At 65.3% G+C, this 24,803-nt stretch carries 18 protein-coding genes; 9 read left to right on the top strand and 9 right to left on the bottom strand.

What is annotated here, in order from left to right:
• Positions 1 to 9: 9 nt before the first annotated feature.
• From cydX to EN862_RS00995, 3 genes are read right to left on the bottom strand one after another with little or no spacing between them, the layout of a single operon-like run.
• Positions 10 to 141 carry a cytochrome bd-I oxidase subunit CydX gene (cydX, locus tag EN862_RS01005; RefSeq protein WP_127864050.1) on the bottom strand — a complete coding sequence of 44 codons (132 nt, stop codon included), beginning with the start codon at positions 139 to 141 and terminating at the stop codon, positions 10 to 12.
• Positions 142 to 161: 20 nt separating this feature from the next.
• Positions 162 to 1,316: a cytochrome d ubiquinol oxidase subunit II gene (cydB, locus tag EN862_RS01000; protein ID WP_127864049.1), complete on the bottom strand. Its 1,155-nt coding sequence runs from the start codon at positions 1,314 to 1,316 to the stop codon at positions 162 to 164.
• A 13-nt stretch (positions 1,317 to 1,329) separates the two neighbouring features.
• Positions 1,330 to 2,901 carry a cytochrome ubiquinol oxidase subunit I gene (locus EN862_RS00995; protein WP_127864048.1) on the bottom strand — a complete coding sequence of 524 codons (1,572 nt, stop codon included), beginning with the start codon at positions 2,899 to 2,901 and terminating at the stop codon, positions 1,330 to 1,332.
• Between the two features lie 99 nt (positions 2,902 to 3,000).
• On the opposite strand from EN862_RS00995, the gene EN862_RS00990 reads away from it, so the two are divergent.
• Positions 3,001 to 4,617: an ATP-binding cassette domain-containing protein gene (locus EN862_RS00990; RefSeq protein ID WP_245519456.1), complete on the top strand. Its 1,617-nt coding sequence runs from the start codon at positions 3,001 to 3,003 to the stop codon at positions 4,615 to 4,617.
• Positions 4,614 to 6,212, top strand: coding sequence for an ATP-binding cassette domain-containing protein (locus tag EN862_RS00985; protein ID WP_127864047.1), 1,599 nt, complete (start codon positions 4,614 to 4,616; stop codon positions 6,210 to 6,212). The genes EN862_RS00990 and EN862_RS00985 overlap by 4 nt, the downstream gene beginning before the upstream one ends.
• Positions 6,213 to 6,242: 30 nt before the next feature.
• Here EN862_RS00985 and EN862_RS00980 read toward each other — a convergent pair whose 3' ends face one another.
• The 4 genes from EN862_RS00980 to EN862_RS00965 form a co-directional block, all read right to left on the bottom strand.
• On the bottom strand, positions 6,243 to 7,574 hold the full coding sequence (locus tag EN862_RS00980) for an HlyD family type I secretion periplasmic adaptor subunit (protein WP_127864046.1): 1,332 nt from the start codon (positions 7,572 to 7,574) through the stop codon (positions 6,243 to 6,245).
• On the bottom strand, positions 7,571 to 9,289 hold the full coding sequence (locus EN862_RS00975; RefSeq protein ID WP_127864045.1) for a type I secretion system permease/ATPase: 1,719 nt from the start codon (positions 9,287 to 9,289) through the stop codon (positions 7,571 to 7,573). Before EN862_RS00975 ends, EN862_RS00980 begins: the two co-directional genes overlap by 4 nt.
• Positions 9,290 to 9,312: 23 nt before the next feature.
• On the bottom strand, positions 9,313 to 13,155 hold the full coding sequence (locus EN862_RS00970) for an immunoglobulin-like domain-containing protein (RefSeq protein ID WP_135913269.1): 3,843 nt from the start codon (positions 13,153 to 13,155) through the stop codon (positions 9,313 to 9,315).
• 374 nt (positions 13,156 to 13,529) lie between these two features.
• Positions 13,530 to 15,023: an ATP-binding protein gene (locus EN862_RS00965; RefSeq protein WP_127868422.1), complete on the bottom strand. Its 1,494-nt coding sequence runs from the start codon at positions 15,021 to 15,023 to the stop codon at positions 13,530 to 13,532.
• A 309-nt stretch (positions 15,024 to 15,332) separates the two neighbouring features.
• On the opposite strand from EN862_RS00965, the gene EN862_RS00960 reads away from it, so the two are divergent.
• The gene (locus EN862_RS00960; RefSeq protein ID WP_112126404.1) at positions 15,333 to 15,587 is read left to right on the top strand and encodes a hypothetical protein; all 255 of its coding nucleotides are present in this window, start codon (positions 15,333 to 15,335) and stop codon (positions 15,585 to 15,587) included.
• A gap of 89 nt (positions 15,588 to 15,676) precedes the next feature.
• On the opposite strand, the gene EN862_RS00955 is transcribed toward EN862_RS00960, so the two are convergent.
• Complete coding sequence (locus EN862_RS00955; RefSeq protein ID WP_127868421.1) at positions 15,677 to 16,159, bottom strand: hypothetical protein; 483 nt, start codon at positions 16,157 to 16,159, stop codon at positions 15,677 to 15,679.
• A gap of 188 nt (positions 16,160 to 16,347) precedes the next feature.
• Here EN862_RS00955 and EN862_RS00950 point away from each other — a divergent pair, with 188 nt between their 5' ends.
• Together EN862_RS00950 and EN862_RS00945 are read left to right on the top strand one after the other, a co-directional pair.
• Positions 16,348 to 16,713 (top strand): RidA family protein, encoded by a 366-nt coding sequence (locus tag EN862_RS00950; RefSeq protein ID WP_112126402.1) that lies wholly within the window; start codon positions 16,348 to 16,350, stop codon positions 16,711 to 16,713.
• A gap of 80 nt (positions 16,714 to 16,793) precedes the next feature.
• On the top strand, positions 16,794 to 18,017 hold the full coding sequence (locus EN862_RS00945) for an amidohydrolase/deacetylase family metallohydrolase (RefSeq protein ID WP_127868420.1): 1,224 nt from the start codon (positions 16,794 to 16,796) through the stop codon (positions 18,015 to 18,017).
• 249 nt (positions 18,018 to 18,266) lie between these two features.
• Here the strand turns inward: EN862_RS00945 and EN862_RS00940 are convergent, their stop codons facing one another.
• Positions 18,267 to 20,057 carry an NAD(P)/FAD-dependent oxidoreductase gene (locus tag EN862_RS00940; RefSeq protein ID WP_127868419.1) on the bottom strand — a complete coding sequence of 597 codons (1,791 nt, stop codon included), beginning with the start codon at positions 20,055 to 20,057 and terminating at the stop codon, positions 18,267 to 18,269.
• 588 nt (positions 20,058 to 20,645) lie between these two features.
• Here EN862_RS00940 and EN862_RS00930 point away from each other — a divergent pair.
• Genes EN862_RS00930 through kdpB form a run of 4 tightly spaced genes read left to right on the top strand, consistent with a single transcriptional unit; the run spans position 20,646 to position 24,801 of the window.
• Positions 20,646 to 20,735, top strand: a complete 90-nt coding sequence (locus tag EN862_RS00930) for a K(+)-transporting ATPase subunit F (RefSeq protein WP_040990279.1) — start codon at positions 20,646 to 20,648, stop codon at positions 20,733 to 20,735.
• A gap of 34 nt (positions 20,736 to 20,769) precedes the next feature.
• Positions 20,770 to 22,473, top strand: coding sequence for a potassium-transporting ATPase subunit KdpA (gene kdpA, locus EN862_RS00925; protein WP_127868417.1), 1,704 nt, complete (start codon positions 20,770 to 20,772; stop codon positions 22,471 to 22,473).
• Positions 22,457 to 22,711: a hypothetical protein gene (locus EN862_RS00920; RefSeq protein ID WP_245519455.1), complete on the top strand. Its 255-nt coding sequence runs from the start codon at positions 22,457 to 22,459 to the stop codon at positions 22,709 to 22,711. Before kdpA ends, EN862_RS00920 begins: the two co-directional genes overlap by 17 nt.
• A complete protein-coding gene (gene kdpB, locus EN862_RS00915; protein ID WP_127868416.1) occupies positions 22,708 to 24,801 on the top strand; it encodes a potassium-transporting ATPase subunit KdpB in 2,094 nt (697 codons plus the stop codon). The genes EN862_RS00920 and kdpB overlap by 4 nt, the downstream gene beginning before the upstream one ends.
• The last annotated feature ends 2 nt before the right edge of the window (positions 24,802 to 24,803 follow it).

Below are 24,803 nucleotides of genomic sequence, written 5' to 3'. Positions count from 1 at the left end.
ACCCCAGGCTCAAGGCGTGGGCAATGAGACGGTGTCCTCGACGGGTTCTTCGCGAACCGTGCGCAGCTCGTACCAGAGCGCGTTGAGGATCCCGACGGAGGCCGCCAGCCCGAGGCCGAGTATCCAGGAAAAATACCACATGGTCAGAGACTCCGGTTGGATCAATAGGCCGACGAGCCTGCTTTCTCGATGCTCTTCTCGCCGACCTTGCCCCACAGCACCCTGTAGACCCAGGCGGTGTAGCCAAGGATCAGCGGCATGAAGATCACGGTGGCAATCAGCATGTTGCGCAGCGTGGCGCGGCTCGACGAAGCGTCGAAGACCGCGAGCGAATGGCCGGGGTTGCTGCTCGACGGCAACAGGATCGGGAACATCGCCAGCCCCACCGTGGCGATGATCGTCACCACGCCTAGCTTCGAGGCGATAAAGGTCCACCCTTCGAGCCGCGCCCGGAAGCCGGCGGCGGCAAGCAAGGGCGCGGCGACGCCGAGCGCGGGCACGATCCAGAGCAGCGGGTGGGCGTGGAAGTTTGCCAGCCAGGCGCCGCTGTCCGCCACCACGGTCTTGACCAACGGATTGGACGGCCCGTCCCAGACGATCGGCGACGTCACGCGGTAGCCGCCGAGCAGGCCGAGCCACACCAGCACGCCGCCGCCGGCGAAGAGCACCGCCGTGACGATCGCGGAGCGGGTGCCGACGGCGCGGGCGCGCTCGGCGACGCTGCCCTCCGCCTTGAAGGTCAGCCAGGCCGCGCCATGCGTCACCAGCATGGCGAGCGAAACCAGACCGCAATAGAGCGCCAGCGGATTGAGCAGCCCGAAAAGGCTGCCTTCATAGACCGGGCGCAGGTCCGGCGTGAAATGGAACGGCACGCCCTGCAGCGTGTTGCCGACGGCGACGCCGAAGATCAATGCCGGCACCGCGCCGCCGACGAACAGCGCCCAGTCCCAGCGCGTGCGCCAGGCCGGATCTGGCCTTTTCGAGCGATACTTGAAGCCGACGGGACGCATGATCAGTGCCAGGAGCACCAGGAACATGGCGAGATAGAAGCCGGAGAAGCTGACCGCGTAAAGCGCCGGCCATGCCGCGAAGATGGCGCCGCCGCCGAGGATGAACCACACCTGATTGCCTTCCCAGACGGGCCCGATCGTGTTGATCGCCACGCGGCGCTCGGCATCTGTCTTGGCGACGAATGGCAGGAGCGCGCCGACCCCCATGTCGAACCCGTCGGTCGCGGCGAAGCCGATCAAAAGCACGCCGAGCAGTATCCACCAGATCACGCGCAGCGTTTCATACTGGAAGAGAAATTCGATCATCGTCGTGATCCTTTCACTCTGCCGGATGCAATGCGGGGTTGGCGCCCGGACGCAGGTCATCGATGACCTGCGCGACCTCCGGTCCCTTGCGGATGGCGGCAAGCATCAGCCTGACCTCGATCACGGCGAGCACGCCATAGACGAGCGTGAAGCCGGCAATGGTGAGCAGAAGGTCACTCACGCCGAGCTCCGAGGTGGCGAGGAAGGTCGGCAGCACGCCGTCGATGATCCAGGGCTGGCGACCGAACTCCGCAACGAACCAGCCCACCTCGACGGCGATCCAGGGCAGCGGCATGGCGATGAGCGCTGCGCGGAACAGCCAGCGCGGCGCTTCGGTCTCCCGCGTCGTGTGCCACAGCGATACGGCAAACAGCGCCAGCAGCGCGAAGCCGCATGCCACCATCAGGCGGAAACCGAAGAAAAGCAGCGGCACGTAAGGCACTGTCGACCAGGCGGCGTCCTTGATCTGCTGTTCGCTCGCCTGCCTTGGGTCGGGCAGGTAGCGCTTGAGAAGCAGCGCGTAGCCGAGATCCTTGGAGCTGGCATCGAAGACCGCCCGGGCGGCGGTGTCGTTGCGGTCAGCCTTGATCTTCTCCAGCGCGTCATAGGCCACGATGCCGTTTCGGATGCGGGCTTGCGCATGGGCGACGAGCTCGTCGATACCGGCGATCTGCTTGTCGAGCGAACGGGTGCCGATGATGCCCATTACCCACGGGATGCGGATGGCGAAATGCGTCTCGTGGTCGGTCTGGCTCGGGATGCCGAACGCCGTGAAGGATGCCGGCGCTGGCTCGGTTTCCCACATGGCTTCGATGGCAGCGAGCTTCATCTTCTGGTTGTCGGTAAGCGCATAGCCGCTTTCATCGCCGAGCACGATGACCGACAGCGCCGATGCCAGGCCAAAGGCCGAGGCGATCACGAAGGAGCGCTTGGCGAGCTGTACGTGGCGCCCGCGCAGCAGGTACCAGGCCGAGACGCCAAGCACGAAAGTGGAGGCGCAGACATAGCCGGCCGAGACGGTGTGAACGAACTTTGCCTGCGCCACCGGATTGAAGATCACCGCCATGAAGTCCGTGACTTCCATGCGCATCGTATCCGGGTTGAAAGCCGAACCGACGGGATTCTGCATCCAGCCATTGGCGATCAGGATCCAGAGCGCGGAGAAATTGGTCCCGAGCGCCATCAGCCAGGTCACGATCGTGTGCGCGCGTGGCGAGAGCCGGTCCCAGCCGAAGAAGAACAGGCCGACGAAAGTGGCTTCCAGGAAGAAGGCCATCAGCCCCTCGATGGCGAGAGGCGCCCCGAACACGTCGCCGACATAGTGCGAGTAGTAGGCCCAGTTCATGCCGAACTGGAATTCCATGGTGATGCCGGTGGCGACCCCGAGCGCGAAGTTGATACCGAAGAGCACGCCCCAGAACTTCGTCATGTCGCGCCATATGGTACGGCGGGTCATCACATAGACGGTTTCCATCATGGCGATCAGGATGGAAAGGCCGAGCGTGAGCGGGACGAACAGGAAGTGATAGAGGGCCGTTAGGGCGAACTGCAGCCGGGAAAGATCTACGAGGAGAACGTCGGCCATGGAAGCATCCTTTCTAGGTACGCGTCATAACGCGCGGAGGATATACTCGGCTTGACATGAATCAATTCGTTTCGCCCCGTCGCGTGACAAAAGGAGCGCATGACGATAGCCGCCCTTCCCGTGCAATCTCCTGAACTCGCTGCTTCGGGGCCAGCCGCGTTCGCGGCGCTCTCCGCCGCCGGGCGATTGGCCGGACCCGGATTGCGCGGTCTCCTCGCCTTGCAGGCGCTCCGCGCCGTGCTCAGGCTCGGCTTTGCCACGACGGCGGCGATGGCCGCTGGCCGGCTCGTGATGGGCGAGACGGTCGATCCATGGCTCGTCGCCGGGATGGTCGCGCTGCTCGCGGCCGCATACTTCGCCGGATTCGCCGCTGAAAGGGTGCAGGCCACCGCGGAAAACGCCGTGTCGACGCGACTGCGGGCGCTCGCGGGCGAGCGATTGGGCAAGATGCCGGCGCGGCAGCTGCAGTCGCTCTCGACGGGCGCCTTGATCGTCTCGATGCAGCGGCATCCCGAGTCGATCGCCGCACTGGTGGTGGGCCATCGTGCCGCCACGACCATGATGGCGGCCGGACCGTTGCTCGCCGCCATCGCGCTTTGCTTCGTCTCCTGGCAGGCAGCGCTGCTGGTCATCTGCCTGACGCCGGTGATGATCCTGTTCTTCGCGCTGGTGGGCGATGCGATCCGCCGGCGCGCCGACGCCCAGGAGCGTGCTTTCGGCCGGCTCGCGGGCCAGTTCGCCGACCGCGTCCGCACGCTGCCCACAATTCTTGCCAACCACGCGACGGCAAGCGAGGAGGCAAAACTCGGCCAGCGCCTGGAGGGCTACGCGGGCGAGACGATCGGTCTGCTGCGTATAGCCTTTGCCAATGCCGGGATCATCGACTTCTTCGCCTCGCTCTCGATTGCGATCCTCGCCATCTTCCTCGGCCTGGGGCACCTGAAGCTTGCGACGATCCCGGGCTTCTCCAATCTCGAGCTCTGGCAGAGCCTGTTCATCCTGATGATCGCGCCGGAATATTTCGCACCGTTCCGTCGCTTCTCGGAGCAGTACCATGCCAAGGCGGAGGGGCTGGCGGCGGCCGCAGCGCTGGACCGGCTGCTCGGCGCCGAACCGATCGCGTCGACAACCTTGCCGGTGCTCGACCGGTTGCGCCTGACATTGCCGGCGCATGGCCTCGTCGCCATCGTCGGCCCGAGTGGATCGGGCAAATCGACGCTTCTGCGCCGTCTCGCCGGGCTCGAGCCGTCCGCCATGCCGATGCCGGGAACCCGTCCGCTGGCCGCTGAAGAGATCGCCTGGGTTTCGACGGATGCCTACGTGCCCGAAGGAACGCTGGCTGAAGCTATGTCGTGGAATGGCGGCGCGTTGGACCGGAGCCGGCTGGAAAATGCCGCGCGCGCGATCGGGCTGCTCGACGACGCCCTGCTGCCGGGCGGTCTCGATGCAAGGCTGGACAAGGGCGGCGCCAATCTTTCGGGCGGCCAGCGGCTTCGCATCGCGATCGCCCGCGCGCAGCTTTCCGGACGAACCGTGCTGGCCGACGAGCCGACGGCGAAGCTCGACCGGGCGACCGCCGAGGCGGTGCGGCGCATGCTGATCGGGATTTCAGGGGCGCGGCTGGTCGTCGTGGCGACGCATGACCGGGACCTTGCCGCCGCCGCCGACCTGGTTGTCGATCTCACCCGTGACGATACCGTCGAGGTGGCGGCATGAGCACAGCGTTTCAGTCATCGAGCCGGAAGTCGTGGCGGCTGGCGACGGGCTTCGCCTTCACCGCGCTGGCCTGCGCGATATTGCTGGGCGGCGTTTCCGCCTGGCTGCTCGGCTCGGTGGCGATCGCCGGCCTTTCCGCCGCCGCTTTCACTTTCAACTTTCACACTCCCGCAGCCTTCATCAGGCTGTTCGCGGTCGGCCGCACCGCCGCCCGCTATGGCGAGCGGCTGACCGGCCACAAGGCGGCACTCGCCGATCAGATATCGCGTCGCGTCGAGCTGTTCGCCGCGATGGCGGCGGCGCCGGCGGTGCGCCGGGCCGGATGGCAGCTGGGCGACGATTCGCGCCTTGCCGACTATCTGGACGACGTCGAGGACCTCGACTTCGCCAGGCTGCGCGCCGGCCTGCCGGCTCTGACGCTTGCCTGCGGCCTCGCGGTTCTGGTCGCCGGCTCGGCGGTGCTGGCGCCTTTGTCCCTCCTGCCCATCATAGTCTTGCTGCTTGCCACCCTGTTCGCGGGGAACCGGGTGGCCAGAGCTGGCGCCATGGCGTGGGGTGAAACCAGGTCGCTGCGCCGCGGGGGCGCGAGCCGGCTTGGCGCGGCCATGGCGTCAGCCGTGCCCCTGAAAGCGGAGGGCGCCTGGAACCGCGAATGCACTGAGGCCCTTGCCGCGCTCTCTCGCGCCGATGGCGCGCAGCTTGCCCTTCGCCGGCTTCAGGCCATGCTGGACATGATCGGCGCGGCCTTCGGTCCGGTTGCCGGCGTCAGCGTGATGGCGGCTGCCTGGTATGCGGGCAGACAAGGCTCGGAGCTTCTCGCGCCGATGCTGCTCGCCTTCTCCTGGCTGGCGCTGGGCGAAACCATGAATGGCGCATCGCGCATGCTGGTTGCCGTGCTTCGCCGCAACGCGGCTCGCGCCGAGATCGGCCAATGGACACGCGGCACCGCCGCCGGCAGGCGCGAATTCGCCCTGGATGACATCAAGCCCGGCCTGCTGCTTCATGGCGGCCTGCAACGCCGTGCGCCCGACGGCCGGTCGATCGGAACGCCCATCTCTCTGCTCCTCGCGCGGGGCCAGCCGACACTGCTCGTCGGCGCAAGCGGCTCGGGCAAGACGAGCCTGCTCAAGCAGATCGCCGGCTGGATCGGCGACGATGCCTTCGCCGCCGGCGATCGCATCCTGCCGGCAGGCGAGCGGCGGGCGCTCGTGTCCCTCGTCCTGCACGACGCGGTCGTGCTCGAGGACACCGTCCGGGCCAATCTCTTCGCCGGCGATGTCCCGGATGCCGCGCTCTGGCGGGCGCTCGAAGCCGTCGAGATGGACGGCCGCATCCGCGAAGCGGGCGGGCTGGGCAGCTGGGTCAGGCAGGACATGTTCTCGCTCGGCGAAGCGCAGCGCATCAACCTGGCGCGCGCCTGGCTGTCATCCCAATCCGTTGTGCTGCTTGACGAACCGACCGAGCATCTCGACGAGGCGCAGGGCGAGCGTATCCTCGAGCGGCTGCTCGCCCGCTTCAGCGATAGGATCGTCGTCGTTTCCACCCATCGCGCGCCGCCGCTCCGCGATGTCCGCACGATCGAGCTGCAGCCGTGATGCCGGGGCAACCGGAGGCTGGCGGCCTTCTCATTCCTCTCTGAAGGCGTGAGCAAAACTGTCGGCGACCGGCTGGAAGAGATATTCGAGCATGGTTCGCCTGCCAGTGACAACGGAGACGTCCACCGGCATTCCGGGATACAGCTTCACTTGTGGGAGCTTCTTGAGTTCATCGGCGCCCACCTCGACCGTCCCCCTGAAAAAAGTCGCGCCGCTGCGCTCGTCGATCTCAGCGTCGGCCGAGACCCGGGTAAGGGCGCCCTGCACGGTCGGCGTGGTTCTCTGCTTGTAGGCGACGAGGCGCACCGTCGCCGGCAGGCCGGGACGAACGACATCGATATCCAGCGGCTGAATCTTGACGTCCAGCACCATCTTGTCCTGGTCGGGAACCAGATCGAGAATGACCCCCCCGGGAGGTACAACGCCGCCCGGCGTGAAGTAGCGAAGGTTCATCACCGCCCCGTCTTCCGGCGCAACGACATCCCGGCGCGCCGCGCGCGCGTCGGTCTTCTGAAGCGCCTTCTCGAGCTCGGCGCGTTTGGTCTGAACGTCACGAAGATCCTCGGCGGCCTTCTTGACATATGAGAGCCGGCCATTGTCGATCTGCGCCTCCGCCTCGGCGATCTGCTGCCGCAGGCTTTCGATATTCCCACGGTTCGAGTCAGCCTCGCCCTGTGCGGCGATGACCTGGCGTTCGAGCTGGAGCACGCGGGACTTCACCCCATAGCCTTTCTTAAGAAGCGTGCGAGCATCAGCCAGCTCTTCCCGCAGGGACGGCAACTGAATCTCGAAGGCCGCAACTCTCGCAGCAAGTGCCGACATCTGGGCATGGTACTGGGCAATCCGCTGCTGCCAGACCTCGACTTCCGACGCCTGAACGTTGGCCTGGTCCTGGAAGATGCGCTCCTGCCCGGCCATGGCCTCGGCGACGGTCGGTTCGCTTCGCCGGGCCGACAGGTTCGCCGGAAAAGGAATCGTCTTCAGGCCGTCGCGCTGAGCGATCAGGCGGGCTTCGCCGGCGAGCGCGGAATCGAGTTCGCCGCGTACGGCATCGCGATCGGATTCAGCGTCGAGCCCGTCGAGGCGGACCAGTACCTGACCCTGCTTGACCAGGTCTCCTTCCCGGACCAGGATTTCCCGGATGATGCCGCCTTCCAGGTGCTGTACGGTCTTGCGGTTGCTGTCGACCTTGACTACGCCCGGCGCGACCGCGGCGCTTGTCAGCGGCGCGGTCGCCGACCACAGGCCGAAGCAGCCGAAAAGCAGGCCGATGACAACCAGACCGCCGAGGACGTGGCCTCCGACCTGCGGCGAGGCGGGCGGCGGCGCCGGGATTCGCAACGGCAGCACGGCTTCGATCATGACGCGGCCCTTTCGGTGCTCACGACTCGGACCGGCGGCGTGGAGGAGGACGGCTCTGGACGGCGCAGTTGCGCGAGCACGGCGTCGCGCAGGCCGAAGTTCTGCGCCTGGCCCTCGTTGAGCACCAGGACACAATCGACATTGACCATCAGGGACGGGCGGTGGGCGACGATCACCACGGTCGAGCCCGCCGTCTTCATCGCGGCGATCGCCTGGTTCAGCGCTTCCTCGCCGACGGCATCGAGGTTGGAGTTCGGTTCGTCCAGTACCACCAACGCGGGACGACGATAGAGCGCCCTGGCAAGGCCGATGCGCTGGCGCTGCCCGCCCGAGAGCACCGAACCCTGTTCGCCGATCTCGGTGTCGTAGCCGTTCGGCAGCCGCAGGATCATCTCGTGCACGCCGGCCATCCGGGCGGCGGCCACGACCTCCCCCGGGTCGCCCTGTTCCATGCGGGCGATGTTCTCGCGCACGGTGCCAGGAAAGAGTTCGACGTCCTGCGGCAGGTAGCCCACATGGGCGCCGAAATCGTCCCGGTTCCAGGCAAATACATCCACGTCGTCGAGCCGCACCTGGCCCTGCTGCGGCGAAGCCATGCCGACGATCAGGCGCGCAAGCGTCGACTTGCCAGCTGCCGACGGCCCGATCACCGCAAGCGCCTGACCGGGCGGCACGGCGAAGGAAAGATTCCTCAACACCGGTTCCTTGGCGTTGGCCGGCGTGAAGGTGAGCGCCTCGACCGACAGCCGTCCCTGCGGCCGCGGCAATTCCATACCCGGCGGACGCAGCCGCGGGGCTTCGAACAGTCGGTTGAGCCGCGCCCAAGCCTCGCGGGCGCCGGTGGTCTGCTTCCAGGTGGCGATGGCCTGCTCCACCGGAGCGAGCGCGCGCGACATGATGATCGAGGCGGCGACCATGGCGCCGGGCGAGACTTCATGGCGCAGCGACAGCCAGGCGCCGAGCCCCAGCACGGCGACCTGCAGGAACATGCGGAAAGGCTTGGTAAAGGCGTTGATCAGGCCGGCCCTGTCGCTGGCAGTCGTCTGCAGCGCCAGCACCGATGCGTTGGCCTGATCCCAGCGCCTGGCGAGTACGCTGCCCATGCCCATGCCATCGATCACCTCGGCATTGCGGAAGCCGGCATCGGTTGCCTGATAGGCGCGCGTGGAAGCAGCGTTGGCATCCTTGAGCGTGCCCGCCGTCAGCGCATTGTTGGCAAGGGCGAGGCAGAACAGAACAACGGCACCGCCCAGCGCCAGGAGCCCGAGCAGCGGATGCAGGAGAAAGATGAAGGCGAGATAGATCGGCATCCACGGTGCATCGAACAGCGCCATGATGCCTCCGCCGCCGAGATAGCCGCGCAGCGTCGCGAGATCGCGCAGCGCCTCGGTGCGGTAGGACGAGCCGCGCAAGGTGTTTTCGAGCCCACGGGCCAGCACCTGCGGCGACAGCACACGGTCGATCCAGGTGCCAAGCTGAACCAGCAACCGCGAGCGGAAGAATTCGAGCGCGCCCATCGCCACCAAGGCGGCCGTGGCAATAAGCGTCAGATAGACGAGCGTCTCGACGCTACGGCCGGGCAGCACGCGGTCATAGACCTGCAGCATGTAAACCGAGGTCGACAGCACGAGCAGGTTGATGACGAAGCTGAACCCGGCGACCGCGGCGAAGCCGCCGCGGCAGCGTTGGAGGGCAAGACGCAGGGCGTTGTTCATCGCTGGCTCCGGCGCGTCTCCGCTCAGGTCCACTCGATAAACTTGCTGTTGTCCAGCCCAAGCAGCTGCGTCAGGCTCGTCACGTCGTCCAGCGTCGCCACGTGGACGCGGCCTGTCGTATCGCTCCAATTGTTGTCGTACCAGAGTTCGCCCTTGCCGGTGTCGCTGTTAAAGACGGCGACATAGGCATTGGCAGCGCCCGCGGTACCGTTGACGATCTGCGCGTTGGTCTGGGCAGTCTGGATTTCCACCACCTTGTTGGTGTCGCCAGCCGCAATGTTGGTGATGGCGTTGCGGTTCTGATAGTCGGAGGCGCTGAGCCCGGCACCCGCAGCAGTCGCGGTGGTGTTGGCCGCGTTCCAGCTGCTCGCCCCCTGCTGCAGGCCAATCGTGTGGCCCGCGACAGCGAAGTCCAGTATGGTGTCGGTGCCGTTAAGGCTCGGAGCGGTCATCCGGAATTGATCATTTCCGCCGCCGCCCAGCAGCACGTCGTTGCCGCCGCCGCCGCTCAAGATGTCGTCCTGTTGACCTCCAAGCAGATAGTCGCGCCCGATACCGCCGTTCAGCGTGTCTCCGCCGTTGAAACCGGCGGCAATGTCGCTGCCTGTTCCACCGTTCAACGTGTCGGCGCTGCTTCCATTTTGCCCAACGAGCAGATGGAAATCAGCGCTGGTCGAGTTGTTCGCCTGATCGGTCACGGTGACATGCAAAGTATAGTCGCCGATGCTGGTGTTCGATTGAGATGCCGTCAGATTGCCGGTTGCGTCGACCGAAACATTCGTCGCAGAAAGAGCGTTGTTGGAAGTCGCTGAGTAGCTGAACGTGAAGCTGTCCGTGGCATCCGGATCGCCCAGTTCGATGAAATGACCCAGAAGCGCATTGTTGCCGGTCTGCGTCGGCACGAAATCAATGCCTGTCGGGCCACCGAGATCGCTGAGGTCGTTGTCGGTGATTGTGCCCACCCCTTGCGTGTCGGAGATCGTCGCATTGGTCGGGCTGCTGAGGTTGACAGTGAACTGCTCCGTCGGCTCGAACACCGCGTTGTCGACGATCGTCAGGGTGATGGTCTTGCTTGTTTCGCCGGCCGCGAAGCTGAGCATGCCGCTCAACGGGTCGGGTCCGGCGCTGTAGTCGCTTCCGGCCGAAGCTGTGCCAGGCGCCACCTGGTAGTTCACCGTGGCCGGCAGCACCGTCGCGCCCGTCTTGGTGACCGTGAAGGTGATAGTTCCGGCCGATTCGCTGACCGTGACATCGTTGATGGAGAAGCTCGGCGGCGAGTCATTGTCGTTGACCGTCACCTTTGCGGTATCGCTGGTGTTGAGCGCCTCGAAGTTCCCGCCGCTCGTGCCGGTGATGCCGACCTGATAGTTGTTGCTGTCGCCATAGACATTGTTGTCGGCGACCGCGAAGGCGGTCGAGACGCCGCTGGTGGCGCCGACCGCGATGGTGACGCTGGCGCCGTTGTCGAGGCTGATCACCAGGTCCGAGCCGGTGACGGCGTTGGCGACATGGGCGGTGATCGTCGCCGTGCCGGCGCCTTCGTTGACGCTGACGTCGTCCAGCGTGATGGCGGTCGTGTCGATGGTGTCGTGCACCGTCACCGTCGCCTTGTCGGAAGTGTCGAGCGCCTCGAAGTTGCCGCCGCTGGTGCCGCTGACGCCGACCTGGTAGCTCTCGCCGTCGACATAGGGATCGTCGCCCTGCACCGCGAAGGCGGTCGAGACGCCGCTGGTGGCGCCGACCGCGATGGTGACGCTGGCGCCGTTGTCGAGGCTGATCACCAGGTCCGAGCCGGTGACGGCGTTGGCGACATGGGCGGTGATCGTCGCCGTGCCGGCGCCTTCGTTGACGCTGACGTCGTCCAGCGTGATGGCGGTCGTGTCGATGGTGTCGTGCACCGTCACCGTCGCCTTATCGGAAGTGTCGAGCGCCTCGAAGTTGCCGCCGCTGGTGCCGCTGACGCCGACCTGGTAGCTCTCGCCATCGACATAGGGATCGTCGCCCTGCACCGCGAAGGCGGTCGAGACGCCGCTGGTGGCGCCGACCGCGATGGTGACGCTGGCGCCGTTGTCGAGGCTGATCACCAGGTCCGAGCCGGTGACGGCATTGGCGACATGGGCGGTGATCGTCGCCGTGCCGGCGCCCTCGTTGACGCTGACGTCGTCCAGCGTGATGGCGGTCGTGTCGATGGTGTCGTGCACCGTCACCGTCGCCTTATCGGAAGTGTCGAGCGCCTCGAAGTTGCCGCCGCTGGTGCCGCTGACGCCGACCTGGTAGCTCTCGCCGTCGACATAGGGATCGTCGCCCTGCACCGCGAAGGCGGTCGAGACGCCGCTGGTGGCGCCGACCGCGATGGTGACGCTGGCGCCGTTGTCGAGGCTGATCACCAGGTCCGAGCCGGTGACGGCATTGGCGACATGGGCGGTGATCGTCGCCGTGCCGGCGCCCTCGTTGACGCTGACGTCGTCCAGCGTGATGGCGGTCGTGTCGATGGTGTCGTGCACCGTCACCGTCGCCTTGTCGGAAGTGTCGAGCGCCTCGAAGTTGCCGCCGCTGGTGCCGCTGACGCCGACCTGGTAGCTCTCGCCGTCGACATAGGGATCGTCGCCCTGCACCGCGAAGGCGGTCGAGACGCCGCTGGTGGCGCCGACCGCGATGGTGACGCTGGCGCCGTTGTCGAGGCTGATCACCAGGTCCGAGCCGGTGACGGCGTTGGCGACATGGGCGGTGATCGTCGCCGTGCCGGCGCCTTCGTTGACGCTGACGTCGTCCAGCGTGATGGCGGTCGTGTCGATGGTGTCGTGCACCGCGACGCTGGCGGTGGCGGTCGTAACGAGGGCCTCGTAATTGCCCCCGGTGGTAGAATTGATGCTAAGGTTCAGCGTGCTGGCGTCCTTATAGACGTCGTCGCCGGGCGCGGCGAAGGTCACCTGGCCGCTGGTCTGCCCGCTCAGGATGGTGATGGTCTGGCCATTCGACAGCGTGATGGTGAGGTCGCCCTGTGGTGGGTGGTCGACATTGGCCGTGACCGTGATCGAACCGCCTTCATCCACCGCCGCCGGAGCGCTCAGCGTGATGGTGGTGGTGTCCTTGTCATCGATGATCGTACCGACGCCGCTGTTGTCGGTAAAGCCCAGGTTGATGTTCGACCCGAGGACGTTCGTCGTCGCGGTGCTCAGCGTGACATTGAACGTCTCGTTCGCCTCCTTGTAGTAGTCGTCGAGGGTCTGCACATAGACCGTGGCCGTGGTCTGGCCGGCGGGAATGACCACATAACCGCCGGTACCCGTGTAGTCGGAACCGGCGGTTGCCGTGCCGTCCCCGGTGCCATAGTAGACCTTGATGTCATAGGCATAGGTATTGCTCAGGCTGACGGTGAACTGCGCCTTGCCGCCCTCGGTAACGGAGGCATCGCCGATCGAGACCGTGGGCAGCTTGAAGGCCTGGTCCGCGCTCGTGTCCACGCCCTTGATGCTGTCGCCGCCATTCACGCTCGTCGCGCGGATGCCAAGCGTGCTGACATCGGCCAGGCTCACGTTGGCGATATAGGTCAGCGTCTCGCCCTGCGTGATGAATGTGGATTTGGCCTCGCCGAGCTTTCCCAAGCCCGCGCTCGAAAGGTAATCATAGCCATCCCAGACGATGCCGGTGCCGTTCATGTTGAGCGAACTGTCCGACTTCGAAAGCGTGATGCTACCGTCGACCGTTGAATCGCCGTCGGACCACCAGATCGCGTTCAGATCTCCCTGGCCCTGGCTCGACTTGATGAAGAACTGCGTCTGACCATTGCCCATGTCGACGGCCTGGACCGACAGCACGAACCCGTTCTGACTGATGGTGAAGAACTTGATATCGCCGACAGACATAAATACCCCCCTTTGCGAGCGCTTGCGCGCTCGCTCCCCAACACTCTTAGCTGGCGTGCCCCCCTTGTCGCCGCGATCGCGGGCCAAGCCTGTCTATAGGCAGTTATATTAGCTTTTTATGATTTGGAAACCATAATCGCATATACGGCAGTGGGTAACGTTAATGACTTGTAGATATTTAACAAATCGGCGATCGGTCGGTTGATGGCGCAAAATTGACGTCGCGCCGCGGCTCGGCCGTTAGCTCTGTCATACGCGGATACATATTGTCGCCAGTCAACGATTAATTAGAAAAGTCTAATAAAAGAACCCTGCCGGTTGATGGTGCAAAACCCGCCAGAGCTTGGTCCGCAGGGTGTCCCGATGTGCGTCCGTCAGCCCGCCAGGCTTTCCTGCTCCAAGGCGTTCGGGTCGCCCGGCGCCGTCGCCCAGGCGAGCTCAACCAGCGTCACGGTACGCCGTCCAGTGCCGTCGACCTGGCAGACGATAAGGCCCTGCTCCTCGATATAGTCGAGCAGCCGCCGCGCACGGCGCAGCGAATGCGAGCCGTAGGCGCGCGCGATCGCCGCGTCGCTCGGGCAAGGCCAGCCCTCCTTCGCCGCGCGGGCGATCATCATGAACACGCCCTGCATGTCCTCCGGCAGCAGCGAGGCGCGCACGGAGACGTCCCGCCACGCATCGTCCTCGGCCATATCGGAGCCGACGCCGGCGCGGGCCCTGGTCAGCATGCGGCGGAATTCCGAAAGGTCCGGCACCACCGAGGCAAGCCCTTCGATGCGGCAGCGGACCACGAATTCCTGATAGAGCACGCCGATGACGCGGAAGCCGGCATCTGGCTCGGCCAGGATGGCGCGCAGGATGCGGTCCATCCGCTCGCGACGCTCGGCGAGGTCCTCGGCGCTGGGCTGCGGCTCCGCCGGCTCGGGGCGTATCTCCAGCGGCGCGGCCTTGGCCGCCATCAGCTGATCGAGCAGGTCGGGCGAAGGCCGGCGCTGCGGCCTGACCGTCTCCGGCGGCGGCGCCGCAAGAATGACCGAACGCGCATCCTCGAGCGCGGCCTCCGGCAGCGGCATCAGCCGCGGGGTGCCGTTGCGCGGGCTGGTCTCGGCCTGGCCGATGCGCACGCCGAGCGGACGGCGCGACAGCGCCGGTCCGAGCGCCATGAAATGCCCGCGCTCCAGGTCGCGGAAGGCTTCGGCCTGGCGCCGCTCCATGCCGAGCAGGTCGGCCGCGCGCGCCATGTCGATGTCGAGGAAGGTGCGACCCATCAGGAAGTTGGAGGCTTCCGCCGCGACGTTCTTGGCAAGCTTCGCCAGCCGCTGCGTGGCGATGATGCCGGCAAGCCCGCGCTTGCGGCCGCGGCACATCAGATTGGTCATGGCGCCGAGCGAAAGTTTTCGCGCTTCATCCGACACTTCCCCGGCCGCGGCCGGCGCGAAAAGCTGCGCCTCGTCGACTACCACCAGCATCGGATACCAGTGATCGCGCGCGACCTCGAACAGCCCGCCGAGGAAAGCCGCGGCGCGCCGCATCTGGTTCTCGGCATCGAGTCCCTCGAGATTGAGCACCGTCGAGACGCGGTGTATGCGCGCCCGCTCGCCCGCCGCCTGCAGGCCGCGCTCGGTATGCTCCTCGGCGTCGATCACCAGATGGCCAAAGCGTTCGCCCAGCGACACGAAGTCGCCTTCTGGGTCGATGATGGTCTGCTGCACCCAGGGCGCGCTCTGTTCGAGCAGCCGGCGCAGCAGATGCGACTTGCCGGAGCCCGAATTGCCCTGCACCAGCAGGCGGGTCGCCAGCAGTTCCTCAAGGTCGAGGGCGGCCGGCGCGCCTGCGCTCGTCTGCCCCATCTCGATTGCAACCGTCATATTTCGACTCAGAACGCCTCCATGCGCGCCACGGGCTTATCAACCGAAGCCGGGCGCGTCGAGCATGGCCGCGCACCGCTTGGCGGTGTTCCACATCTAAGGGCGAGCGTGAGCTCGTCCCAAGGGCGAGCGTCAGCTCGTCCCCAAGGGCGAGCGTGAGCTCTTCCCAAGGGCGGGCGTCAGTTTGCCCTATGGAGCGAATGGCGGCAGGCTGTCGCCATCGGCACTGGTCGGACCACCATTTCGCTGGCGCAATCCAGCCATTGGGGTATCATCTTTCGAGGGAGGGTTCATGGCAGGAGGAGGCCAATGAACGTCGCTGCGGAAGTGCCCGTCATGGACCCGACGGTGCAAGACCTTGTTTCGTCTGCCCTTTCGAAATTTCGCGCCGGCGACACCGTGTCCACACGCGCCATGCTCGATGCCATACGCCATGCCGATCCATCCTGCGAGGACAGCGATGACCACTTGGTCGAGCTGATCGTGATGGCCGCCGTTGGTAAGACCATGGGTGTCGTGTTCGACCACCGCTCGCCCGACGAGCGGTTGCCGCGGCTATCGTAAGTCCGAAGCGGTTGCCTGCGGATATGTGAGCACCGGAAGCGCTGGAACCCGCCTTTTGCAGGCCGGTCTCACCTGAATATTAGCATGCCTTAACCCAGCGGATGCGGCATGTAACCGACAAAGCCGGCGATCTTCCAGCGGCCGCCCACCTTGCGGCAGAAATAGAGCGTCTGCCATTTCAGCCGGTCGACGCTGCCGTCGGCCTTGGCGACCGAGCCATCGAACTTCTTGTGCAGCACCGCGCGGTCGCCGTCGACATCGATATCGCGCATGTTGGTGACCCGGAACAGCGCCTCGCGCAGCGGCTCGGCGAATTTCGTCGCCGCGGTTTCCCTGGCCTGGCGCAGCCATTCGTCGCGATAGATTTCGAGCCTCGGGAACTGCAGCCGCCACGCGTCGGCATTGCTGAGGAAATGCGCATGCATGCCGAAGAAACTCTCGGCGATGAAATCGTCCTCGACCATCGGCCAGTCCTGTCCGAGGAAGGCGTCGATGTCGCGTCGCACCAGCATTTCCCACAGCGCGTGGCGATCGGCATCACCTTCCGGAAACGGATTGTTGTCGAAGGTCATGCCCGATCTCCTCTCATATCGCGCAGCCGGACGAAGCGGCGTCGAGCGCAAGATGCTCAGGCTTTTGTAATAAAGCAACATAGATTTCGAAAAAATGTTGCTTTCCGACATTGCCTCTATGAGGATCATGCCGACAAGCGTAGACGGCCACGCGAACGGTTCCGTTCGATCGCTAAGAGGAGGCTTACTTGCCCAAGCAATGCTTTGGAAAATCGCATGTCCCGCTCTCGCCCGCCGTGCGCGCCGGCGATTTCGTCTATGTCTCCGGCCAGGTGCCGGTGGGCAGCGACGGGCTGGTGGTGAAGGGCGGCATCGCCGAGCAGACCGAGCAGGTGCTGCAAAACGTCAGCGCGGCGCTGGCGCTGGCCGGCTGCACCATGGACGATGTGGTGAAGACCACCGTCTGGCTGGAGGACGCGCGCGATTTCGGCACCTTCAACACCGTCTATGCAAAACATTTCTCGAAGGATCCGCCGGCGCGCACCACCGTCGAATCGCGCCTGATGATCGACATCAAGATCGAAGTCGAGGCGGTCGCCTACCGGCCGGTCTGATCGCCTGGAGCAATTCCAGGAAAAGTGGTTAGCGGTTTTCCGTCCGGAATTGCGTGAAACAAACAGCAGAGAGGGCAGCGATGCAGTTCGATCTCCTGATCAAAGGCGGGCGCGTCATCGATCCCGCATCGGGCCTGGATGCGCAACGCGACGTCGCCATTGCCGATGGCCGCGTTGCAGCGATCGAGGCCGCCATCGATGCCGAACATGCCACGCAGGTGGTCGACGCCAGGGACTGCATCGTCACGCCCGGCCTCGTCGACCTGCACAGCCACGTCTATTGGGGCGGCACCTCGCTCGGCGTCGATGCCGACCGGCTGGCAGCCAAGAGCGGCACCACCACCTTCATCGACGCGGGCAGCGCCGGAGCGGGCAATTTCCTCGGCTTTCGCCGCCATGTCATCGAGCGCTCGAAAGTTCGCATCCTCGCTTACGTCAACATCTCCTTTGCCGGCATATTCGGTTTCGCCAAAACAGTCTCCGTCGGCGAATGCAGCGACCTCAGGCTTTGCGAACCGCGCGAGACGGTGGCCGCGGTGCGCGAGCATGCCGATGTCGTCGTCGGCGTGAAAGTCCGCTCCGGCAAGCATGCCGGGGGTACCAGCGGAATCGCGCCGGTCGACCTCGCGCTGGAAGCGGCCGACAGGGTCGGCCTGCCGCTGATGGCCCATATCGACGAACCGCCGCCGGGCCGCTCGGAGGTGCTCCCGAGATTGCGCCGCGGCGACATCCTCACCCACTGCTTCCGCCCGTTCCCCAACGCGCCGGTCTTCGCCTCCGGCGCGGTGCGGCCGGATATGCGGCTGGCGCGCGAGCGAGGCGTCATCTTCGACATCGGTCACGGCATGGGCTCCTTCGACTTCGAAGTGGCGAAGTCGATGCTCGCCGAAGGCCTGGCGCCCGACGTCATCTCGAGCGACGTGCATCTCTACTGCGTCGACGGCCCCGCCTTCGACATCCTGGTTTGCATGTCGAAGCTGATGGCGCTCGGCATGCCGCTGGTCGAGGTGCTGCGCGCAGCGACGGTGAACCCCACGCAGGCCATTGCCCGGCCCGAGCTTGGCGCGCTGAAGGTCGGCGGCATCGGCGATGTCGCGGTGTTGCGGCAGCAACCCGGCCGCTTCACCTTCGTCGATGCCGTCGGAGCGTCATTGGTCGCGGATCAGCGGCTGGTCTCCAGCGGCATCGCCATCGGTGGTAAATGGTGGCCGAACGAAACGCCCGACCACAACGAGACCGAGCGCTTCGAGGCGCATGCTCCTCACACGCATGTGGATGTGGCGGCGAGGCATTTTGGGAAGTGATGAGGGGGCGCGAAAGAACGCGGCACTGCAGGACAAAGGTTCCTCGCCCCACGAACTGGGGAGAGGTGGCTCGGCGAAGCCGAGACGGAGAGGGGAGCGCCCTACGAAGGCCCCCTCTCCGTCCGCTTCGCGGCCACCTCTCCCCCCGCCTTTGGCGGGGGCGAGGAACCTTAATTTTGAGCCCTCGGCGGGACAGCGCCCCCCTCTGGCCTGCCGGCCATCTCCCCCACAAGGGGGGAGATCGCAGATTCAACGCCTCGCATTGCTCGGCTCGCCATACACCGGCGTCGCAATCCCCTCCATCCGCGCCTTGAGCTGCAGCGCCACATATTTCGAATAGAACCGCGACAGCGCCAGATTGCCGCCATGGAACCACAGCGCCTCCTGCGCCGTCGGCTTCCACATGTTGCGCAACTCGCCCTGCCAGGGGCCGGGATCGCCCTTGACGCCGGAGCCGAGGCCCCAGCACGGGCCGACCTTGTCGGCGACCTCGCGCGAGACGATTGCGGCAACCGTCTCGTTCATCGACTGATAGCCGGTGCAGCAGACGATCGCGTCGACTTCGAGCTCGCTGCCGTCCTCGAACAGGATGCCGCTCGGCGTCAGCGACTTGATGCCGACGCCGCTTTTCACCTTGATCTCGCCGTTCAGGATCAGCTCGCAGGCGCCGACATCGATGTAAAAGCCGGAACCGGTGCGGTAGGCCTTCATCAACAGCCCGGTCTCGTCCTCGCCGAAGTCAATGGCGAAGCCACTGTCGCTGAGACGCCGGTAGAAATCCGCGTCGCGCGCCCTGATCACGTCATAGAGCGCGCGCTGGCCTTTCGGCACCAAGGCGAATGGCGTGGAAGCGACGATCATGTCGGCCTTGTCGGTGGTGATACCGCGCGCCAGCGCCTTCTCCGAAAAGATCTCGAAGCCGACCTCCATCAGCGTATCGGACTTCACCACCGTCGTCGGCGAGCGCTGCACCATGGTGACCCTGGCGCCCGCTTCCCACAGATCGACGCTGACATCGTGGCCGGAGCTGGCAGCACCGATCACCGCGACGCGTTTGCCGCGGAATTTCTCGCCGGTGGAATACTGGCTGGAATGCAGGAGCTCGCCCTTGAAATTGTCGGCGCCCGGCAAGTCGATCTGCCGCGGCGGTCCATAGGCGCCGGTGGCAAAGACGATGTGCTTCGGCTTCAACGTGATGCGCTGGCCGACGCGGTCGACCACCACGGTCCAGACCTTTTCGGCCTCGTCATAGGCGGCGCTGATGCATTTGGTGGCGACCCAATAGTTCAGCTCCATGACGCGCGTATACATCTCCAGCCAGTCGCCCATCTTGTCCTTGGGCGTGAAGACCGGCCAGTTTTCCGGGAACGGAATGTAAGGCAGATGGTCGTACCAGACCGGGTCGTGCAGCACGAGCGAGCGATAGCGGTTGCGCCAGGAATCGCCGGCGCGCGCATTCTTCTCGATGATGAGCGTCGGAACACCGAGCTGCCGCAACCGGGCGCCGAGCATGATGCCGCCCTGCCCGCCGCCGATCACCAGACAGTAGGGCTGCTCATGCAGGCCGAGATCGCGCGCCTCGCGTGCTCTCGCTTCCGCCCAGGTCTCTCGCTCCGGATCGGCCTTGTGGCGGATGCCGAGCGGCCTGGCCGGTCCCTTCCGCTCCTCGAAGCCCTTGAGCTCGCTCATCGCCGTGAACAGCGTGCGGCAGCGGCCGTCCTTCAGCCGCAGGATGCCCTCGCCCCGCGCTACCACCGTCTCGAAGCTGAACCAGGCCTCTATCGTGCCTTCATCCGTGCTCGCCTCGCCGGTCAGGCGCCAGTGCGACGGCTGAGCCAGCGACAGCGTGGCCTTCAGCATCTCGCGGATCGCGGCCTGCCCCTCCATGGTCTTGATGTTCCATGTGAAGGTCAAAAGATCGCGCCAGTAGCAATCCTCGACGAAGAGGTTCGTCGCCGCCTCGATATCGCCGGCCTCCAGCGCCCGACCGAACGAGCCGAGCCAGGTTGCCGCCTGTTGCGATGGTGCGATGTCGAGCATTCTTCTTCGTTCCCTTGCTTCAATTCGAAAGCCGGCGCGTGGCCCTCTCCTTCTCCCCTTTGTTAGGAACGGGGACATCGCGAACAGGTGTGCGAGGACATCGCGAACAGTTTTCTGCATGCTATCGAGCGAGGGCATTGAGGTCGATAGTTTCTATTTTCTGATGTCTGAACCAGGCGTCGAAGACGCCGGCGGCGGCGGTGGGGCGCAAGGCGACAGACTTTCCAGCGGTGAGTCGCCGCCTCAGGGAAAGAGCACCTGCGGACAGCTCACTTTGGCGACAGGTTCCCTGAATAGTCAGGCCAAATTCCTATAAAATTCCTATATCTTTCCGATCCGCCCCGTCTCGAACCTTTATGGCGATCGGGTCCATATCTCCCTTCGAAGAAACGCTTGCTCGCCATCGCCGCCAAGGTGACGTGCGTCCGCGTGCAGTTTTGAGCCGCCACTGCGAGCCCGCAAACACAAAGTGGAAACAAGGAAGACCTGCCATGGACCTCATAGTTCTCGGGATCGGGATTTTATTCTTCGCCCTGTCCTTAGCCTACGTCAAAGCCTGCGACAGAATCTGAGCGGAAGGGTCGGACCATGCTTCTTGATTACATCCTTGGCGGCGCGGTGACCTTGTTCCTGCTCGCCTACCTCACCTACGCCCTCATCCGCCCCGAGCGTTTCTAGAACGCTCCGGCGCCAGGCACGGAAAGCCATCCCAATGACAATCTACGGCTGGATACAGATCCTTATCTACTGCGCCATTCTCGTCGCGCTCGTTAAGCCGCTCGGCTTCTATATGTACCGCGTCTTCAACGGCGACCGCACCTTGCTCTCGCCCGTGCTCGTCCCGATCGAGCGCGGCCTCTACCGTCTCTCCGGGACAAGCGAGAAGGAAGAGCAGCATTGGGCCGTCTATGCGACGGCCATGCTGCTCTTCAACCTTGTGGGCCTTCTCGTTCTCTATGCGCTGCAGCGGCTGCAGGGCGTGCTGCCCTACAACCCGGCAGGCATGGCCGCGGTCGACCCGCAGCTCGCCTTCAACACCGCCGCGAGCTTCGTCACCAACACCAACTGGCAGAACTACGGCGGCGAAAGCACGATGTCCTACCTCGTGCAGATGGCGGGCCTTACCGTCCAGAATTTCGTCTCGGCCGCCACCGGCATCGCCATCGCGATCGCGCTGATCCGCGGCTTCGCTCGTGCCTCGGGCAAGTCGATCGGCAATTTCTGGGTCGATCTGACCCGCTGCACGCTCTACGTGCTCCTGCCCATGTGTATCGTGCTGACGCTGGTCTATGTCTGGCTCGGCATTCCGCAGACGCTTGGACCTTATGTCGACGCCACCACGCTGGAAGGCGCCAAGCAGACCATCGCGCTCGGACCGGTCGCCTCGCAGGTCGCCATCAAGATGCTCGGCACCAATGGCGGCGGCTTCTTCAACGCCAATGCCGCGCATCCGTTCGAGAATCCGGATGCGGTCTCGAACATGATCCAGATGCTGACGATCTTCGCGCTCGGCGCCGGTCTCACCAACGTCTTCGGCCGCATGGTCGGCAATCAGCGCCAGGGCTGGGCGATCCTCGCTTCGATGGGTGTGCTGTTCATAATCGGCGTCATCGTCTGCTATTGGGCCGAGGCCGCGGGCAATCCGCTCGTCCATGCGCTCGGCATCGACGGCGGCAACATGGAAGGCAAGGAGACCCGCTTCGGCATTGCCGCCTCGGCGCTGTTCGCGGTCATCACCACGGCTGCTTCCTGCGGCGCCGTCAACGCCATGCATGATAGCTTCACCGCGCTCGGCGGCATGATCCCGCTCATCAACATGCAACTTGGCGAAGTCATCGTCGGCGGCGTCGGCGCCGGTTTCTACGGCATCCTGATGTTCGTCGTCATCGCCGTTTTCGTTGCCGGTCTGATGGTCGGCCGCACGCCGGAATATCTCGGCAAGAAGATCGAGGCCAGGGAGGTCAAGATGGCGATGCTCGCCATCCTATGCCTGCCGCTGGCCATGCTGATCTTCACGGCGGTCGCCGTGGTCCTGCCGAGCGCCGTCGCGTCGATCGCCAATGGCGGCCCGCATGGCTTCACCGAAGTGCTCTATGCTTATACCTCGGCGGCCGCCAACAACGGCTCGGCCTTCGGCGGCCTCACCGGCAACACGCCTTGGTACAACCTGACCATGGCCATCGGCATGCTGATGGGCCGCTTCCTGGTCATCATCCCGGCTCTGGCCATTGCCGGCTCGCTCTCGGCGAAGAAGACCGTGCCCGCCTCGGCCGGCACCTTCCCGACCGACGGCACGCTGTTCGTCGGCCTGCTGGTCGGCGTCATCATCATCGTCGGCGGCCTCACCTTCTTCCCGTCGCTCGCCGTCGGTCCGATCGTCGAGCATCTGGCGATGATCCATGGGCAGACCTTCTGAGATGACCATGCCCCGCTTCAACGACATACGTCGGCACGACGGTCACCAGACCGGTGACGGAGCACCCGACAACGGAAGGGACGAGAAGCCTCGTCCTTTCCCGACGCTTTCAACCTTTCTCGGCATGGCGGCTGTGCTGTTCGTGCTGTGGCTGCTGGCCGTCGGCCTTCCGCACCTCTTCCCGAAGACCGAACACCCGGCGCCGTCCAACATAACCGATACTGGAGCCTCGAAATGAGCCAGTCCAAATCCGCGAGCATTGTCGATGCCCGCATCCTTGTGCCCGCCATCGGCGGCGCCTTCCGCAAGCTGAACCCGCGCACGCTGATCAAGAATCCGGTGATGTTCGTCGTCGCCATTGTCTCGTTGCTCACCACCGTGCTCTTCATCCGCGATCTCATCACCGGCGGCGGCGATCTCGGCTTCACCCTCCAGATCATCATCTGGCTGTGGTTCACCGTGCTATTCGCCAATTTCGCCGAGGCCGTTGCCGAAGGCCGAGGCAAGGCGCAGGCCGATTCGCTGCGCAAGGCGCGCACCGAGACCCAGGCCAAGCTGCTCGCCAATGGCGACCGCGCCAAGTTCAAGCTGGTGCCGGGCACCAGCCTGAAGGTCGGCGATGTCGTGCTGGTCGAGGCCGGCGACATCATCCCGTCCGACGGCGAGGTGATCGAAGGCGTGGCCTCCGTCAACGAGGCGGCGATCACCGGCGAATCCGCGCCCGTCATCCGCGAATCCGGCGGCGACCGCTCCGCCGTCACCGGCGGCACCCAGGTGCTGTCCGACTGGATCCGCGTGCGCATCTCCGCCGCCTCCGGCCAGACCTTCCTCGACCGCATGATCTCGCTGGTCGAGGGCGCCGAGCGCCAGAAGACGCCGAACGAGATCGCGCTCAACATCCTGCTTGTCGGCATGACGCTGATTTTCGTGCTGGCGACCGCGACCATCCCGAGCTTCGCCTCCTACTCGGGCGGCTATATCCCGGTGACGATCCTGGTTGCCCTGTTCGTGACCCTGATCCCGACCACGATCGGCGCGCTGCTGTCGGCCATCGGCATCGCCGGCATGGACCGCCTGGTGCGCTTCAACGTGCTCGCCATGTCCGGCCGCGCCGTCGAGGCCGCAGGCGATGTCGACACGCTGCTCCTCGACAAGACCGGCACCATCACGCTCGGCAACCGCCAGGCGACCGAGTTCCGTCCGGTCAAGGGCGTCACCGAACAGGAGCTGGCCGACGCCGCCCAGCTTGCCTCGCTCGCCGACGAGACGCCGGAAGGCCGCTCGATCGTGGTGCTGGCCAAGGAGAAATACGGCATACGCGCCCGCGACATGGCGACCCTGCACGCGGCTTTCGTGCCCTTCACCGCGCAGACCCGCATGAGCGGCGTCGACATCGACGGTTCGTCGGTGCGCAAGGGCGCGGTCGATGCGGTGCTCAATCACGTCAACCAGGCGACCGTCGCAGCCCACGGCACGCGCCCGACAAGCGACACCATCCGCGATCTCCAGGCCCTTGCCGACGAGATCGCCAAGGCCGGCGGCACGCCGCTGGCTGTCGAGCGCGACGGTCGCCTGCTCGGCGTCGTCCACCTCAAGGACATCGTCAAGGGCGGCATAGCCGAGCGTTTCGCCGAGTTGCGCAAGATGGGCATCCGCACGGTGATGATCACCGGCGACAACCCACTGACCGCGGCGGCGATCGCCGCCGAGGCCGGCGTTGACGATTTCCTCGCTCAGGCGACGCCTGAGAACAAGCTGTCGCTGATCCGCGAGGAGCAGGCCAAGGGCAAGCTGGTCGCCATGTGCGGCGACGGCACCAACGACGCGCCGGCGCTCGCCCAGGCCGATGTCGGCGTCGCCATGAACACCGGCACGGTCGCCGCGCGCGAGGCCGGCAACATGGTCGACCTCGACAGCGACCCCACCAAGCTGATCGAGATCGTCGAGATCGGCAAGGCGCTTTTGATGACGCGCGGCTCGCTGACCACCTTCTCGATCGCCAACGACGTGGCCAAGTACTTCGCCATCATCCCGGCGATGTTCGCGGTCTTCTATGTCGCGCCCGGCCAGTCCACCGGTCCGCTGCAGGCGCTCAACATCATGCATCTGGCAACGCCGCAGAGCGCCATCCTGTCGGCCATCATCTTTAACGCGCTGATCATCATCGCGCTGATCCCGCTATCGCTGAAAGGCGTGAAATATCGTGCGATCGGCGCCGGCTCGCTGCTCACCCGCAACCTGCTCGTCTACGGCCTCGGCGGCATCGTCGTGCCCTTCGTCGGCATCAAGGCGATCGACCTGATCGTCACGGCCCTCGGCCTCGCATAAGG

It is taken from the genome of Mesorhizobium sp. M2E.F.Ca.ET.219.01.1.1 (genome assembly GCF_004016445.2).
Taxonomy (GTDB): domain Bacteria; phylum Pseudomonadota; class Alphaproteobacteria; order Rhizobiales; family Rhizobiaceae; genus Mesorhizobium.
The sequence above is the reverse complement of the archived record's forward strand: the minus strand, read 5'-3'. Positions and strand labels throughout refer to the sequence as shown.

Excerpts from the sequence above, each read along its gene's own strand:
- EN862_RS00955 (WP_127868421.1), bottom strand. The coding sequence starts at position 16,159 with ATGACCTTCGACAACAATCCGTTTCCGGAAGGTGATGCCGATCGCCAC.
- EN862_RS00960 (WP_112126404.1), top strand. The coding sequence starts at position 15,333 with ATGAACGTCGCTGCGGAAGTGCCCGTCATGGACCCGACGGTGCAAGAC.
- EN862_RS00985 (WP_127864047.1), top strand. The coding sequence starts at position 4,614 with ATGAGCACAGCGTTTCAGTCATCGAGCCGGAAGTCGTGGCGGCTGGCG.
- EN862_RS00930 (WP_040990279.1), top strand. The coding sequence starts at position 20,646 with ATGCTTCTTGATTACATCCTTGGCGGCGCGGTGACCTTGTTCCTGCTC.
- EN862_RS00970 (WP_135913269.1), bottom strand. The coding sequence starts at position 13,155 with ATGTCTGTCGGCGATATCAAGTTCTTCACCATCAGTCAGAACGGGTTC.
- kdpA (WP_127868417.1), top strand. The coding sequence starts at position 20,770 with ATGACAATCTACGGCTGGATACAGATCCTTATCTACTGCGCCATTCTC.
- EN862_RS00995 (WP_127864048.1), bottom strand. The coding sequence starts at position 2,901 with ATGGCCGACGTTCTCCTCGTAGATCTTTCCCGGCTGCAGTTCGCCCTA.
- EN862_RS00975 (WP_127864045.1), bottom strand. The coding sequence starts at position 9,289 with ATGAACAACGCCCTGCGTCTTGCCCTCCAACGCTGCCGCGGCGGCTTC.
- cydB (WP_127864049.1), bottom strand. The coding sequence starts at position 1,316 with ATGATCGAATTTCTCTTCCAGTATGAAACGCTGCGCGTGATCTGGTGG.
- cydX (WP_127864050.1), bottom strand. The coding sequence starts at position 141 with ATGTGGTATTTTTCCTGGATACTCGGCCTCGGGCTGGCGGCCTCCGTC.
- EN862_RS00945 (WP_127868420.1), top strand. The coding sequence starts at position 16,794 with ATGCAGTTCGATCTCCTGATCAAAGGCGGGCGCGTCATCGATCCCGCA.
- EN862_RS00980 (WP_127864046.1), bottom strand. The coding sequence starts at position 7,574 with ATGATCGAAGCCGTGCTGCCGTTGCGAATCCCGGCGCCGCCGCCCGCC.
- EN862_RS00920 (WP_245519455.1), top strand. The coding sequence starts at position 22,457 with ATGGGCAGACCTTCTGAGATGACCATGCCCCGCTTCAACGACATACGT.
- EN862_RS00940 (WP_127868419.1), bottom strand. The coding sequence starts at position 20,057 with ATGCTCGACATCGCACCATCGCAACAGGCGGCAACCTGGCTCGGCTCG.
- kdpB (WP_127868416.1), top strand. The coding sequence starts at position 22,708 with ATGAGCCAGTCCAAATCCGCGAGCATTGTCGATGCCCGCATCCTTGTG.
- EN862_RS00965 (WP_127868422.1), bottom strand. The coding sequence starts at position 15,023 with ATGACGGTTGCAATCGAGATGGGGCAGACGAGCGCAGGCGCGCCGGCC.
- EN862_RS00990 (WP_245519456.1), top strand. The coding sequence starts at position 3,001 with ATGACGATAGCCGCCCTTCCCGTGCAATCTCCTGAACTCGCTGCTTCG.